Source organism: Actinoplanes philippinensis (genome assembly GCF_900113015.1).
GTDB classification, from domain to species: domain Bacteria; phylum Actinomycetota; class Actinomycetes; order Mycobacteriales; family Micromonosporaceae; genus Actinoplanes; species Actinoplanes philippinensis.
Genome location: NZ_FONV01000010.1, coordinates 393434 through 407467, shown reverse-complemented (window position 1 = coordinate 407467; position 14034 = coordinate 393434). Strand labels below are relative to the sequence as shown.

Here is a 14034-nt window from a genome sequence, read left to right as displayed (position 1 = left end):
GGCCCGTGGCCAACGTCATGGATCCGCGCCTGGGAATCGAGCAACAATGGGCGGCGATCCTTACCACCGAACCCGGGGAGTGAACTGTGGCTCTGCCCCCGCTCGTCGAGCCGGCCGCTGAGCTGAGCGTCGACGAGATCCGCCGCTATTCGCGTCACCTGATCATCCCCGACGTCGGGATGGACGGGCAGAAGCGGCTGAAGAACGCCAAGGTCCTCGCGGTCGGCGCGGGCGGTCTCGGCTCGCCGACGTTGCTCTACCTGGCCGCGGCCGGTGTGGGCACGCTCGGCATCATCGACTTCGACACGGTCGACGAGTCCAATCTCCAGCGCCAGATCATCCACGGCGTCTCCGATGTCGGCACGCCCAAGGCGGAGTCCGCGGCCCGGAGCATCGCCGAGGTGAACCCGCTGGTCAATGTGGTCATTCACAACACCGCGCTGGACCGTGACAACGTCAAGGAGATCTTCAGTCAGTATGACCTGATCGTCGACGGCACCGACAACTTCGCCACCCGCTACATGGTGAACGACGCCGCGGTGCTGCTCGGCAAGCCGTACGTCTGGGGATCGATCTACCGCTTCGACGGCCAGGCATCGGTCTTCTGGGAGGAGCACGGTCCCTGCTACCGCTGCCTCTACCCGGAGCCCCCGCCGCCCGGCATGGTCCCGAGCTGCGCCGAGGGCGGCGTGCTCGGCGTGCTCTGCGCGTCGATCGGGTCGATCCAGGTCAACGAGGCGATCAAGCTGATCACCGGCATCGGTGAGCCGCTGGTCGGGCGCCTGATGGTCTACGACGCCCTGGAGATGTCCTACCGCAAGATCAAGGTGCGGAAGGACCCGAACTGCGCGCTCTGCGGGGAGAACCCGACCGTCACCGACCTGCTCGAGGACTACGAGGACTTCTGCGGCGCGGTCTCCGAGGAGGCGCAGGAGGCGATCAGCGGCTCCACCATCTCGGTCCGTGAGCTCAAGGACTGGCAGGACAGCGGCAAGGACATCTTCCTGGTCGACGTCCGTGAGCCGGCCGAGTGGGAGATCAACCGGATCCCCGGCGCGACGCTGATCCCCAAGGGCGAGATCCTCTCCGGCGAGGCGCTCGCGAGGTTCCCGCAGGACAAGCAGATCGTCCTGCATTGCAAGTCGGGTGTGCGCTCGGCCGAGGCTCTCGCCGCGCTCAAGTCGGCCGGGTTCAAGGACGCCGTGCACGTCCAGGGCGGCATCGTCGCGTGGGTCAACCTGATCGACCCGTCGCTGCCGTCGTACTGACGGATCTCTGTCCGAGGAGTCACCAACGGGTGACTCCTCGGACAGAACGGACCTGCGATTCACAGTTCCGGCCGGTACCGTCTTTACCGTGATCGATATAGACGGCGCGATCGGCTACGTGGTCGCCCATGGTGATCCGGTGGAGCGGGCCCGGTTGTCCCACCTGAGGACCGGCCATCCCGCCCCGCCGGAGGCAGTGGAGCGGATCGCCGCCGGCCAGATGTCGGAGGGTGGGTGGCCCGCGTCGGCGGACGGCGGAGTCCCCTCGATCGACGCCACCTGTTACCGCCTCGCCGAGCTGGACGGCATCGGCGCGCTGAACAGTCCGGTCGGGGTGCAGGCCCTGCAGTGGCTGGCCGCCGCGCAGCGCGGTGACGGCACCTGGCAGGAGCACGAGTCGCTGGCCGGCGAGGCGCCGGCATGGGCGTTGCCCGGTGATCCCGAGGCCACTCTCTACCAGACGTCGGTGGCCGGTTTCTGGCTCACCGCGGCGGCCGTCGAGATCGACCCCTACCAGACCCGGACGCCGTGGAGCGAGGTGCTGCGCGGCGCCGCGAGCTGGGTCGTCACCCAGCTCCGCCCGGACGGCACGTGGCCGTCCTTCCTGGCCGCCGGCTGGCACGCCGCCGTGCTTCTGCACCAGCAGCAGTTCTTCTACGAGTCGGCGCGGGTGCAGCAGGTGCTCGGTGATCGCCTGCCGGACATGTCGCCGGCCGACGTCGCGTCGATGGCGGCGGCCTTGCGCCGGGTCAACCTCGGTGACGACTGGCTGCTGCAGAGCGCGCGGAAGCGGCTGGCGCAGACCCAGCGGCCGGACGGTGGGTGGGACAGCAACGAGGGTCCGCTCTTCGACGTCAACACCACACTGACTGCCCTGCGGGCCTGCCGGTCGTGACCTTTCGGCTGATCCGGATAAGTCCGGATTTGGTTGCATACTGGTTGCGGCCCGAGGGGCCAGGGCGAGACACGGATCCGCTGGGCGATAACGATGGTCGCTCCAGTCCGGCGGGGAGTCAGTAGCGAAACCGGCGCCTACGAAGACCACCTTCTTCGAGGAGCCGCAATCATGCGTAAGTCCATCAAGCGTGCCGTCGTCGTCGGAACCGCGCTCGCCGTCACCACCGGCGCGGGCGCCGCGTACGCCGCCTGGGTCGCCAAGGGCGCCGGTGAGGCGAAGGCGCAGGCGGTCTCCGCGGCGCCGCTGACCACCGGCAGCGTGAGCCTGACCGCCGACCTCTACCCGGGCGCGGCCGGCGACGCCAAGATCACGATCAACAACCCGAACTCGTACAAGGTGAAGGTCACCGACATCACCGCCACCGGCATCACCGCGAGCGGCGGCCTCGGCGAGTGCCTCGGCTCCAACGTGGTCTTCGCCAACCAGACCGGCAAGAACATCGAGGTCCCGGCCAAGGGCAACGTGCAGGTCACGCTGACCAACGCGGTCTCGATGATCGCCGACGCGCAGGACGGCTGCCAGGGCGCCACCTTCACGGTCGCCGTGTCGCTGGTCGGCGCCAGCGCCGCCTGATCAAAAATCGGAGCCGGTGGGGGTACGCCCCACCGGCCCACTGGTGACCGCGGGAGAGGAGAGGCCGTGCTCAAACCACTGTCGATGGTGCTGTCCGTGGCCCTGCTGGTCACCGGCGCCGTGATCGCCTACCCGGCCGACGACGCGCTGGCCGTCGACGTCACGCTGGCGGCCCAGGGCGCTCCGGGCGGCCTCGGCGTCTCCGGCAGCGCGGTGACCGGTCTCTACCCCGGCAACAAGGGGCAGTTGACGGTCGTGGTGAAGAACCCGTACCGGTTCCCGGTCTCGATCACCGCCGTCTCCGGTCATCTCGTCGCCACCTCGCGTCCCGGCTGCAAGGCCACCTACGCGAACCTGACGATCGGCCGCTACGCCGGCGCCCCCGCGCTGCCCGCCCGGATCGCCGCCGGCAAGCAGGCACGGCTCGGCTACCTGCCGGTCTGGATGCCGGCGAAAAGCGTCGCCGACGCCTGCCAGGGCGCCACGTTCACGCTCCGGCTCAACGCCACCGCCCGGAAGGCCGGCTGATGACGATCCGAACCGTGCAGGCGGTCGCCGCCGCCGGACTGGCCGTCGGTGTCCTCGTGTGCTCGCCCGGCATCGCCCGGGCCGGTTGGACCGCCGCCGGCCGCGGAACCGTCCCGGTCGCCGCCGGCCGGATGCCGGTCGTCGGCGAGGTCGGCATCCAGGTGGCCGCAGCGAAGGTCACGATCGCCTGGCCGGCCGCCGCGCACGCCACCGGTTACCGGGTGGTCCGCTATGCCGCCGGGACCAGCACCACAGCTGTCGTCGGGGCCGGATGCTCCGGCGTGCTCACCGCCACGACCTGCACCGAGACCGGCGTGCCCGACGGGACCTGGGAGTACGCCGTCCGAGCCGTCCGCAACAGCTGGTCCGGCGCCCTCAGCGCACGGGTGCCCGCCGCCGTCGCGACCACCGCCGCCGTCACCACGACCTTCCCGGTCGACAAGGCCACCTACACCACCAGCGCCTGGGCCGGCGGCTGCCCGAGTCCCGGGTTCTGCGGCACCAGCACCCCGGCGAGCGGACAGAGCATCACCAAGGTCGAGTACTCCCTGCAGTCCGGCACGAAGTTCTGGAACGGCAACAACTTCAACGCCGGCTCCGAGCGATACTTCACCGCCTCCGGAACCACGAACTGGTCCGTCCCGTTCGCCGTGACCAACTTCCCGACGGGGAAGGGCACCTACACCCTGTCGGTGCGGGTAACCGCGAGTTCCGGGCAGACGACGACCCGCACCACGGACTTCACCGTCGAGCGGTGAAACGGCTCAGCGGACGTGACCGTTGCCGGTGACGATGTACTTCGTCGAGGTCAGCTCGGGCAGGCCCATCGGACCGCGGGCGTGCAGTTTCTGCGTGCTGATGCCGATCTCCGCCCCGAAACCGAACTCGCCGCCGTCGGTGAACCGGGTCGACGCGTTGACCATCACCGCTGCCGCGTCCACTCCTGCCACGAACCGGCGGATCGCGCCGGCCGACTCGCTCACGATCGCCTCGGTGTGGCCCGTGCCGTACCGCCGGATGTGGTCGAGCGCGTCGTCGAGACCGTCGACGACGGCGACCGTGATGTCCAGCGACAGGAACTCGGTGCCCCAGTCCTCCTCGGTGGCCAGGACCACGTCGTCGCTGTAGCCGGCCACCCGGGCGTCGCCGTGCACGGTGACCCCGGCGTCGGCCAGGGCCGGCAGCACCAGCGGCAGGAACGTGTCGGCGATCTCGGCGTGCACCAGCAGCGACTCGGCCGCGTTGCACACCGACGGCCGCTGCGCCTTCGAGTTGATCGTGATGGCCAGCGCCTTCTCCAGGTCGGCGGCCGCGTCCACGTAGACGTGACAGTTGCCGACACCGGTCTCGATCACCGGAACCGTCGACTGCTCGACCACCGTCTTGATCAGCGAGGCGCCACCGCGCGGGATCAGCACGTCGACCAGGCCGCGGGCGCGCATCAGCTCCTTTACCGAGTCACGGGTGGTCGCGTCGAGCAGCTGGATCGTATTGGCCGGCAGACCCGCGTCGATGACCGCCTTGCGCAGCACCGAGACGATCGCCGCGTTCGACGAGAAGGCCGAGCCGGAGCCGCGCAGCAGCGCCGCGTTGCCCGACTTGAGACAGATGCCCGCCGCGTCGGCCGTCACGTTCGGCCGGCCCTCGTAGATCATGCCGACCACGCCGAACGGCACCCGGACCTGCCGCAACTCCAGCCCGTTGGCCAGGGTCGAGCCACGCACCACGTCACCGATCGGGTCCGGCAGGGCGGCCAGCTGCCGCAGACCGTCGGCCATCGCGGCGACCCGCTCCGGGGTCAGCAGCAGCCGGTCGATCATCGCCTCGGACGTGCCGTTCGCCCGGGCGTTCGCGACATCGACCCCGTTGGCGTGCACGATGTCGTCGGTCCGCTCGACCAGACGGTCGGCCATCAGCAGCAGCGCCGCGTCCTTCTCGGCACGGGTGGCCGCGGCCAGGTCGAAAGACGCGATCCGCGCGGCCGCGGCCTGCTCCAGCACACTCATGCCAAAAACCTTCCCAAGACCTTTTCGGGGGTACGACTAAAGCAGCACCAGGTCGTCGCGGTGGACGACCTCTCGTTCATATCCCGGCCCGAGTGCCGCGGCCAACTCTCCGGTGGACCGTCCGAGAAGCGCCGGCAGCTCGACCGCGTCATAGTTGACCAGGCCGCGCGCTACGGGCGTACCGGATCCGGCAGCGACCAGATCCACCGGATCGCCGGCGGCGAACGAACCGTCGACAGCGGTGATGCCGGCCGGCAGCAGTGATTTGCGCCGGGCGACGACCGCCGCGACCGCGCCCTCGTCCAGATGCAGCCGCCCGCGTGGCGCGGTGGCGTGGGCCAGCCAGAACAGCCGCGCGGCCGGCCGATGGTCGGCCGCCTCGAAGAGGGTGCCCACCTCCTCGCCGGAGAGCGCCGGCCCGGCCAGCGGAGCCGCCGTGAGCACCACCGGGATGCCGAAGCCGGTCGCGATCCGGGCCGCCTCGACCTTGGTCACCATGCCGCCGGTGCCGACACCGGACTTGCCGGCCGTGCCGATCGCGATCCCCGCGAGATCGGTGTCGTCGCGGACCAGCGGGATCCGCCGGGACCCCGGGTCGGCCGGATTGCCGGTGTAGAGCGCGTCCACATCGGAGAGCAGCACCAGCAGATCGGCGTCGGCCAGCGCGGCGACGAGCGCGGCGAGCCGATCGTTGTCGCCGAACCGGATCTCCTCGGTGGCGACCGTGTCGTTCTCGTTGACGATCGGCAGCGCGCCCAGGTCGAGCAGTTTGCGCAGCGTGCGATACGCGTTCCGGTAGTGCGCCCGGCGGGTCACGTCGTCCACGGTGAGCAGCACCTGCCCGACCGTGAGGCCGTGGCGCGCGAAGCCGGCCGTGTAGCGCGCGATCAGCAGGCCCTGGCCGACCGACGCGGCGGCCTGCTGGGTGGCCAGGTCGCGTGGCCGGCGACGCAACTGCAGCGGGGCCAGCCCGGCGGCGATCGCGCCGCTGGACACCAGCACCACCTCACGCCCGCCGGTCGCCAGCGAACCCAGCACGTCGACCAGGGCGTCGACCCGTTGCTCGTCGATGCCGCCCGTCGCCGTGGTCAGCGAGGACGAGCCCACCTTGACCACGATCCGGCGCGCACCGGTCACCACTTCCCGCACCAGGCCCATTGTGCTCGGCCGGGCGGCGCCGACCGTTGCCAGATCCCATATCGTGGCGGGTTGTGACACCGCAGGAGTACGTCGAAGAGGTCCTGGCGCTGGTGGAGAGCATCCCGGCGGGGCGGGTGATGTCGTACGGCGCCGTCGCCGACGCGCTGGCCGACCGGTCCGGCCGTAACTCGCCCCGGCAGGTGGGCCGGATCATGGCGTTGCACGGCGGCGGCGTCCCCTGGCACCGGGTGTGCAGCGGCGGCGGCCGGCTCCCACCCGGCCACGAGGCGCGGGCGAAGGCGCTGCTCCTGGCCGAGGGTGTGCCGATGCGCGGGGACCGGGTGCTGATGGCGACGGCGGGGTGGATGCCCCCTACGCGATGAGCCCGGCCAGGCTCGCCGCCGCCCGCAACTGATAGTCGAAGAAGCCCCTCCGGTCCTCCTCGATCGTGTTGTTGAGCTGGCCGAACAGCTCGAAACTGATGGCGCCGCAGATCTGGAAGAACGCAGCGATCGTGTCGGCGATGACCCGGGCGCCGAGATCCGGGAGATACGCGCTCGCGACAGTGGCCAGCTCCTCGGCGAAGCGGCCGGTCAGCGGCTCGCGCGCGGCGACCTCGTCGGCCCGGTGCGCCTCGGCCAGCGTCGCGCCGAGCAGGAGCATGACCCGGGTCGCCGGCTCCACGGTGTCCCGCGGCGCGGAGTACCCGGGGACCGGGCTGCCGTAGATCAGCGCCCACTCGTGCGGGTTCGCCAGCGCCCAGTCCCGTGCCGCGTGACCGATCGCCAGCCACTTCTCCAGCGGTTTCGCCTTCTCCGCGGCGGCCTGCTCGGCGGCGTCGCCGACCGCGCCGTACGCGTCGATGATCAGTGCCGTGAGCAGCTCGTCGCGGCTCGCGAAGTACCGGTAGACCGCGGACGACGCCATGCCGAGGTCGCGGGCGACCGCCCGTAACGACAGGTTCGCCCCGTCGGTGGCCAGGTGCCGCCGCGCCACCGCCTTGATCTCGTCGGTCATCTCGGCTCGTACGCGGGCCCGCAGGTTTGTGGCCGTCACCTTCTCGCTCATCGGTTCAGTGTGCCACAACGAGAGCACTGCTCTTGCATCTTTGCCGGATCGTGTGCGATCGTTGTTCTCGTAAGAGAGCGGTGCTCACAAAAGCGAGCAAGGAGATCATCATGCACCTCGTCATCGGTTCCGGCCCCATCGGCTCCACCGTCGCCAGCCTGCTCGCCGAGCGGGGCGAGCGGGTCCGCATCGTCACGCGCAGCGGCGGCGGCCCCCGCCATCAGCTGATCGAGCGGACCGCCGCCGACGCGTCGGACGCCCGCCGCCTCACCGAACTGGCCCAGGGCGCCGAGGTCGTCTACAACTGCGCCAACCCGAAATACACCGAGTGGGCCGAGAAGTGGTTCCCGATGAACAACGCGATGATCGCCGCCGCCAAGTCGGCCGGGGCGGTCTACGCCATCACCGGCAACCTGTACGGCTACGGCCCCCAGCCCGGCGGCCTGATGACCGAGAGCACCCCGCTCGCCGCGACCGGACGCAAGGGCCGCATCCGCAACCGGATGTGGCAGGACGCCCTGGACAGCGGCGTCCGCACGATCGAGGCCCGCGCCTCCGACTACCTGGGCGCCGGCGCCGTCGGCGTCTTCTCCAGCGTGCTGCTGCCGGCCATGGCCAAGGGCCGCACCGCCTGGGGCCCCGCCGACGTCGACGCCCCGCACACCTTCACCTACACCGGCGACATGGCCCGCACGCTGGTCGAGCTGGCCCGCGACGAGCGCGCGTGGGGCCGCGCCTGGCACGTCCCGTCACCGGCCGCGATCTCCATCCGCGAGCTGGCCGCCCGATACTGTGCGCTGACCGGCCAGCCGGAGCTGAAGGTCCGCAGCATGCCCCGCTTCGTGATGCGCACGGCCGGCCTCGTCGTCCCCATGGCCCGCGAGATGGCCGAAATGGATTACCAGTTCTACGCGCCCTTCATCCTCGACTCGTCCCTCACCGAACGCACCTTCGGCCTGACCGCCACCCCGCTCGAGGTCCCGTTGCGCGAAACCGCCGCCTCCGCCGCAGCCACCGCCGCCCGAACCATGTGACGCGGTCCCTCGTCAGAGCAGTAGTCCCACGCCGCCGCGCCGTGGGTCGCCGGCCGCGCCGGTCCGGCCCACGGCGGTGACGCCACCGAAGTAATGGTTGATCTCCGGCCACTCCACGATCTGCCAGCCCGCGCCGGACAACGCGGCCAGCTCGGCGGCCGGATAGCCGGCCTCCACATGCACGGTGTCCTCCACCGCGTGAAACCGGGGCCGGGCGATCGCCTCCGGCACGCTCAGCCCGTCGACCAGCACCCCGAGCAGCGTGTCGACGAGAGCCGTGCGAATCCGGGAGGCCCCCGCCGAGCCCGCCGCCACCGCCAGCTCTCCGGCCGGCCCGGTCACCACGAGCGGGCACATGTAGGACGACATCCGCTCCCCGGGCACCAGATCGTCGGTGAGCAGCTCGCCCTCGCCGAGCATCGAGTTCAGGTTGATGCCCAGCCCCGGCAGCCACACCCCGGCGCCCAGCCCGAGCGTCGTGGTGATCACGCAGGCATTGCCGGCCTCGTCCACCACCGAGACGTTCGTGGTGTCCCCGAGCCGCTGCAGCCCCCGGTTCACCAGAGCTGACGCCACCCCCGGCGCACGAGCGGGCCGGGACAGATCGGCGGGAAGCGCCCCGATCGTGTCGACTGTCCGGTTCAGATCATGGCGCGCGTGTACCCGATACCCGGCGAGCGGCGCCTGATCCACCGGCACCGACTCGACCCGATACGCCGCCAGGTCCGCCGGACCGATCGCCCCGCCGGCCGCTCGTACCGTGTCGACGAGCAACTTCCCGTACGCCCCGGTGTAGAAGACCTCCGGCCCCTCGCCGGCCAGCACCTCCATCGTCGTCGCCAGCCCCGGGTGATACAGCAGCTCGTCGCCCTGCAACAGCCGCCCGCCCGGCTGGTAGAGGGCGGCCCCCTCGCCGTAGGCGAGCGCCGGCGCACACGACTCCAGCGTCCGCGCGTGCGCGTCGGGCAGCAGCACCCCGGTCCGCGCCAGCCCGGCCGCCGGCGCCACCACCTCCGGCCATGGCAGCCGTCCCCATCGCCGGTGCACCTCCCCGAGCCCGGCCGGAACCCCCGGCACCGCCACGCTGGCCCCGCCGATCGAGTAGGTCTGCGCCAGCCCGCCGAAGAACACGTCCACCGCCACCATGGCCGACGCATCCCGATCACGGTCCAGCCCCGGCACCGCGACGAAGAAGTCGAGACAGGTCACCTCACGGGTACGCGCGTCGTAGAAGGTGGCGAACCCGCCCCCGCCCAGCCCCGTGTAGACCGTCTCGGCGACACAACAGGCCAGCACGGCGGCCACCGCCGCGTCGGCTGCCGTACCGCCGGACTCGAGGATGCGCAGCCCGGCGCGGGCGGTCGCCGGATGACTCGCGGCGACGCCGGCCGCAACGCTTTTCATGCGGCCGAGCGTAGGCGGAGCAGGCCGATCATGGTTACGATGCGCTTCGATGACGACCGCCGGTCCCCCTCCCGTGGTAACCCCGACGGGTGTCCTGCCCCGTGGTGTTTTGGCTGGATATGCGCTTGGCTCGTTGGTCACGGGCGCCTTCGGCACGGTGCCCGGTTTGCTTCTTCTGCCTTATCTGACCGACACCCTGGGTGTTGCCGCCGGCGTGTCCGGATTACTGGTTCTCCTACCGAAGGCGTGGGATGTGGTCGTCAACCCGGTCGCCGGCCGGATCTCCGACCGCAGCGGCTCCCGGCGACCGTTCCTGCTGATCGCCGGACTGCTGCTCGGCCTGCTCTTCGCCGCGATCTTCATCGCCCCCTTCCCGAGCGGCGCCGCCTCCGGCGCGTACGTCGCGGTGGCCTTCCTCGCCGCCGCCACCGCGTTCGCCTTCTTCCAGGTCCCCTACGTCGCGATGCCCGCCGAACTCACCGACGGCTACACCGAGCGCACCCGGCTGATGACCTGGCGCGTCGCGGTCCTGGCTCTCGCGATCCTCGTCTCCGGCGCTCTGGCCCCGCTCGTCGTCGAACTCACCGGCGGCGGCCGCGAGGGACACCGGTGGTCCGGCGCCTTCGTCGGCGCACTGATCGTCGTGGGCACGCTCGCCACCTTCCTCGGTACGCGTAAAGCACCCTCCCGCCAAGCCGGCGAATCCGAGCCGAACCTCCGGGCCCAACTGCGCGTGGCCACCGGCAACGCCCCCTTCCGCGCCCTGCTGATCTGCTGGGTCGTCCAGGCCGCCGGCATCGGCACCATGCTGGCCGGCGTCAAGTACTTCGCCGATCACGTCCTCGTCCAGGAGTCCGGAGCGACGGTCCTGTTCGCCGCGTTCGTCGGCCCGGCCCTGCTGGTGATGCCGCTGTGGACCGCGATCGGCCGCCGGCACGGCAAACGCCGCTCCCTGGTCGCCGCCTCCCTGCTCTTCGCCGTCGCCGCGCTCGCGCTGGTCGCCGCGCCCGGCCTGCCCGTGGTGGCCGTCTACCTCATCGTCGCCGTGGTCGGCGCCGGATACGCCGGCCAGCAGGTCTTCGCCATGTCGATGCTGCCGGACTGCATCGCCCACGACACCGCCCGCACCGGCCGCCGACAGGCCGGCGTCTTCACCGGCCTCTGGACCGCGGGGGAGACCCTCGGCCTGGCGCTCGGGCCCGGCATCTACGCATCAGTCCTCCAGATCTTCGGCTACGTCTCCTCGGCAACCGGCGAATCGGCTGCTCAGAGCGAGTCGGCACGTCTCGGTGTGCTGCTCGGTTTCACGGTCCTGCCGGCTCTGCTGGTGGGTGCCGCCGTGTTGCTGCTGCGACGTTACGACGATGGCGTCGAAGCCGGGGCGGGGCCTGTGGACAAGTCGGCGCTGTGGACAAGCGAGGGTGGGTCGCCGGAGAGGGGATAGCGTCTTCGCATGACTGATGCGCTGCCGGAGAAGGGCGTCCCGGGTGAGCAGATCCTCGCCGAGCTGCGGGAGTTGCGAGCCGGTGACCTGCCGACCCACGGCGGGCGCCTGTTCGCCTACGTCTACGATCCCGCTCTCGACGGCCTGGACGATCTGGCCCGCGCCGCCCACGCCACGTCCGCGCATGTCAACGGGCTCGACCCGACCGCCTTTCCGTCGCTTCTGGCGATGGAGAATGCTCTGGTCGCCGCGGCCGCACGGCTTCTCGGCGGTGGCCCGGCGACGGTCGGCAGCGTCACCAGCGGCGGCACCGAGTCCCTGATCCTGGCGGTGAAAGCGGCTCGCGACGCCCATCCCCGCATCCGCTCGCCCCGGCTGGTCATTCCGTCCAGCGCCCACGCGGCGTTCGCCAAGGCGGCCCACTACCTCCGGGTCGGGCTCGACGTGGTGCCGGTGCAGGATCTGCGGGCCGACCCCCGGGCGATGGCCGCGGCGATCACTCCCGACACGGTCCTCATCGCGGCGTCCGCCCCGAGCTATGCCCACGGGGTCGTCGACCCGATCCCGGAGATCGCCGCGACAGCCGCCGAGCACGGCATCCGCTTCCACGTCGACGCCTGCTTCGGCGGCTGGATCCTGCCTTACCTGCGCCGCCTCGGGGCCGACCTGCCACACTTCGACCTCGCCGTGCCCGGCGTCACCAGCATCTCGGTTGACCTGCACAAATACGCGTATGCGCCGAAGGGTGTCTCGATCCTCCTGCACGCCTCCGAGGAGCTGCGCCGCCCGCAGTATTTCGCGCACGCCGACTGGCCCGGCTACACGATGATCAACCCGGTCATCTCGTCCACCCGCTCGGGCGGCCCGATCGCGGCCGCCTACGCCACGTTGCGCTCGATCGGCGACGCCGGCTATCTGGCCCTGGCCGGGAAAACCCGCGAGTCGGTGAGAGTCCTGGCCGCCGCAGTCGAGGCCACCGACGGGGTGCGGCTGTATGCCCCGGCTGAGACCAGCGTCGTCTGCCTGGCATCCGACGGCGTCGACCTCTTCGTCCTGGCCGACGAGCTGGCAGCCCGGGGCTGGCACACGCAGCCCCAGATGGCGCACGCCGGCCACCCGCCGAGCATCCATCTGACGGTGACCGCCGCCGTCCATGCGACCGTCGAGTCGTTCGCCCCCGGCTTGGCCGCGGCGGTTGATGCCGCTCGTGCCCGCGGCCCGGTCCAGCTCCCACCGCTGCCACCGCTGACCGCGGAGGCGGTGACCCCGGAGCTGATCGCTTCCCTGGCCGAGGGGCTCGGCCTGGGCGCTGGCGACTTCACGCAGATGGCCACGGTCAACACGATCCTGAACGCTGCGCCGCCGGCTCTGCGAGAGGCCCTGTTGACCGGCTTCCTGAGCCTCCTCCAACGTCCCACTCACGGCGACGTGATGACGTAATCGTTGCGTAGGAGGGTTGATCGCATGCTCTTTCTGACGCCCGAGCTGACCACCACCGACCTCGATGTTCTCGGCCAGGTCGAAGAGATGCGGCAGAAGCTGCGGCGCCAGGTGCAGGGCAACCCCTCCACGTGGGTGCGGGGGATGCGGAAATTCCTGACGGCCGACGCCGTGGCCGCTTCGAACACCATCGAGGGGTTCCGGGTCTCCACGATCGATGTTCAGGACCTGATGGAGGGCGAGAAAGACGTCGACGTCTCCGACGAGAACAGGGAGGAGACGCTCGCCTATCAACGGATGATGACCTACATACAGACGCTGCACGACGCCGACGACTTCGAGTACAGCAAAGGCCTGCTGAACGCTTTGCACTGGATGCTGCAGGGCCACCGGCACACTCTTGGCAAGGTGGCCGGTCAATGGCGGCGAGGCTCGGTCTACGTCACCGACCCGGCAGACCCGGCGGTCGCCGTCTATACGGCCCCTGACGCTGCCGCAGTCCCGGAGTTGATGGCCGATCTGATCGATTGGCTCAATGCCGACTACACCGATCATCCATTGGTCCGGGCAGCGATGGCCCACCTGCATCTTGTCTCGATCCATCCATGGCCCGACGGCAACGGCCGGATGTCGCGATCGCTCCAAACGTTGATGATCGCTCGTGAGGGGGTTCTGGCTCCGGAGTTCTCATCGATCGAGGCCTGGCTGGGACGTTCCCGGAATACCTGGACCTACTACCAGGAGCTGCAGAGGAGGGGCACCGGATACCACCCCGACCAGGACGTCTCGAGCTGGATCCGATTCAATCTCACCGCCTACCACCAGCAGGCGCAGACGGTGCAGAACCGTATCAGTCGCTCGACAGCGGTGTGGGAGTCGCTTCTGCCGTTCGCCGCCCGCGAAGGCCTGGAGGAGCGGATGGTCTCCGCGCTGCACGATGTCGCGGTGCATCGGCGGCTCCGACGGGCCCACTACGAGCAGGCCGAGAGCCTGACCCTCCAACAGGCGCAACGCGACCTGAAAACTCTTGCTGCCGCCGGGCTGCTGGAACCGGTCGGCCGCACCCGTGCCCGCTACTACGTCGAGGGGGCGAGTTTCCCAGCGCGAGTGCTCGAGACGGCTCGCACGCCGATGACGCTGAGCCGGCCGTACCCGGATGCGTTAGGTTGAC

14 protein-coding genes are annotated in these 14034 nt (G+C 70.5%); 10 read left to right on the top strand and 4 right to left on the bottom strand.

Annotation, left to right across the window (positions count from 1 at the left end; all coding sequences use genetic code 11):
• The first annotated feature begins 86 nt into the window (after positions 1-86).
• The 5 genes from moeZ (at position 87) to BM290_RS27880 (ending at position 4085) form a co-directional block, all read left to right on the top strand.
• On the top strand, positions 87-1268 hold the full coding sequence (moeZ, locus tag BM290_RS27900; protein WP_093618828.1) for an adenylyltransferase/sulfurtransferase MoeZ: 1182 nt from the start codon (positions 87-89) through the stop codon (positions 1266-1268).
• 88 nt (positions 1269-1356) lie between these two features.
• The gene (locus BM290_RS27895; protein WP_093618827.1) at positions 1357-2163 is read left to right on the top strand and encodes a prenyltransferase/squalene oxidase repeat-containing protein; all 807 of its coding nucleotides are present in this window, start codon (positions 1357-1359) and stop codon (positions 2161-2163) included.
• 171 nt (positions 2164-2334) lie between these two features.
• Entirely contained in the window at positions 2335-2799 is a 465-nt protein-coding gene (locus tag BM290_RS27890; RefSeq protein ID WP_093618826.1) for a hypothetical protein, read from the top strand.
• 66 nt (positions 2800-2865) lie between these two features.
• Entirely contained in the window at positions 2866-3327 is a 462-nt protein-coding gene (locus tag BM290_RS27885; protein ID WP_093618825.1) for a hypothetical protein, read from the top strand.
• Complete coding sequence (locus BM290_RS27880) at positions 3327-4085, top strand: hypothetical protein (protein ID WP_093618824.1); 759 nt, start codon at positions 3327-3329, stop codon at positions 4083-4085. Before BM290_RS27885 ends, BM290_RS27880 begins: the two co-directional genes overlap by 1 nt.
• 6 nt (positions 4086-4091) lie before the next feature.
• On the opposite strand, the gene BM290_RS27875 is transcribed toward BM290_RS27880, so the two are convergent.
• Both BM290_RS27875 and proB read right to left on the bottom strand, forming a co-directional pair.
• A complete protein-coding gene (locus tag BM290_RS27875) occupies positions 4092-5333 on the bottom strand; it encodes a glutamate-5-semialdehyde dehydrogenase (protein WP_093618823.1) in 1242 nt (413 codons plus the stop codon).
• 36 nt (positions 5334-5369) lie between these two features.
• A complete protein-coding gene (proB, locus tag BM290_RS27870) occupies positions 5370-6482 on the bottom strand; it encodes a glutamate 5-kinase (protein ID WP_177319931.1) in 1113 nt (370 codons plus the stop codon).
• Between the two features lie 62 nt (positions 6483-6544).
• On the opposite strand from proB, the gene BM290_RS27865 reads away from it, so the two are divergent.
• On the top strand, positions 6545-6856 hold the full coding sequence (locus BM290_RS27865) for an MGMT family protein (RefSeq protein ID WP_093618821.1): 312 nt from the start codon (positions 6545-6547) through the stop codon (positions 6854-6856).
• On the opposite strand, the gene BM290_RS27860 is transcribed toward BM290_RS27865, so the two are convergent.
• Positions 6846-7529 (bottom strand): TetR/AcrR family transcriptional regulator, encoded by a 684-nt coding sequence (locus BM290_RS27860; protein ID WP_093618943.1) that lies wholly within the window; start codon positions 7527-7529, stop codon positions 6846-6848. The two genes, BM290_RS27865 and BM290_RS27860, sit on opposite strands and share 11 nt — an antisense overlap.
• A gap of 122 nt (positions 7530-7651) precedes the next feature.
• Here BM290_RS27860 and BM290_RS27855 point away from each other — a divergent pair, with 122 nt between their 5' ends.
• Positions 7652-8575 (top strand): NAD-dependent epimerase/dehydratase family protein, encoded by a 924-nt coding sequence (locus BM290_RS27855; RefSeq protein ID WP_373871076.1) that lies wholly within the window; start codon positions 7652-7654, stop codon positions 8573-8575.
• Between the two features lie 12 nt (positions 8576-8587).
• Here BM290_RS27855 and BM290_RS27850 read toward each other — a convergent pair whose 3' ends face one another.
• Complete coding sequence (locus BM290_RS27850; RefSeq protein ID WP_093618820.1) at positions 8588-9979, bottom strand: gamma-glutamyltransferase; 1392 nt, start codon at positions 9977-9979, stop codon at positions 8588-8590.
• Here BM290_RS27850 and BM290_RS27845 point away from each other — a divergent pair.
• The 3 genes from BM290_RS27845 to BM290_RS27835 are packed head-to-tail and all read left to right on the top strand — an operon-like array spanning position 9978 to position 14033.
• On the top strand, positions 9978-11423 hold the full coding sequence (locus tag BM290_RS27845) for an MFS transporter (RefSeq protein ID WP_373871077.1): 1446 nt from the start codon (positions 9978-9980) through the stop codon (positions 11421-11423). The genes BM290_RS27850 and BM290_RS27845 overlap by 2 nt on opposite strands.
• A 9-nt stretch (positions 11424-11432) precedes the next feature.
• On the top strand, positions 11433-12863 hold the full coding sequence (locus tag BM290_RS27840; RefSeq protein WP_093618818.1) for a pyridoxal phosphate-dependent decarboxylase family protein: 1431 nt from the start codon (positions 11433-11435) through the stop codon (positions 12861-12863).
• A 24-nt stretch (positions 12864-12887) separates the two neighbouring features.
• On the top strand, positions 12888-14033 hold the full coding sequence (locus tag BM290_RS27835; protein WP_093618817.1) for a Fic family protein: 1146 nt from the start codon (positions 12888-12890) through the stop codon (positions 14031-14033).
• Position 14034: the final 1 nt, after the last annotated feature.

What these genes read in the sequence shown, in the direction of transcription:
- BM290_RS27880 (WP_093618824.1), top strand. Translation starts at nt 3,327, where the DNA reads ATGACGATCCGAACCGTGCAGGCGGTCGCCGCCGCCGGACTGGCCGTC.
- BM290_RS27855 (WP_373871076.1), top strand. Translation starts at nt 7,652, where the DNA reads ATGCACCTCGTCATCGGTTCCGGCCCCATCGGCTCCACCGTCGCCAGC.
- BM290_RS27835 (WP_093618817.1), top strand. Translation starts at nt 12,888, where the DNA reads ATGCTCTTTCTGACGCCCGAGCTGACCACCACCGACCTCGATGTTCTC.
- BM290_RS27850 (WP_093618820.1), bottom strand. Translation starts at nt 9,979, where the DNA reads ATGAAAAGCGTTGCGGCCGGCGTCGCCGCGAGTCATCCGGCGACCGCC.
- BM290_RS27840 (WP_093618818.1), top strand. Translation starts at nt 11,433, where the DNA reads ATGACTGATGCGCTGCCGGAGAAGGGCGTCCCGGGTGAGCAGATCCTC.
- BM290_RS27890 (WP_093618826.1), top strand. Translation starts at nt 2,335, where the DNA reads ATGCGTAAGTCCATCAAGCGTGCCGTCGTCGTCGGAACCGCGCTCGCC.
- BM290_RS27845 (WP_373871077.1), top strand. Translation starts at nt 9,978, where the DNA reads ATGCGGCCGAGCGTAGGCGGAGCAGGCCGATCATGGTTACGATGCGCT.
- BM290_RS27875 (WP_093618823.1), bottom strand. Translation starts at nt 5,333, where the DNA reads ATGAGTGTGCTGGAGCAGGCCGCGGCCGCGCGGATCGCGTCTTTCGAC.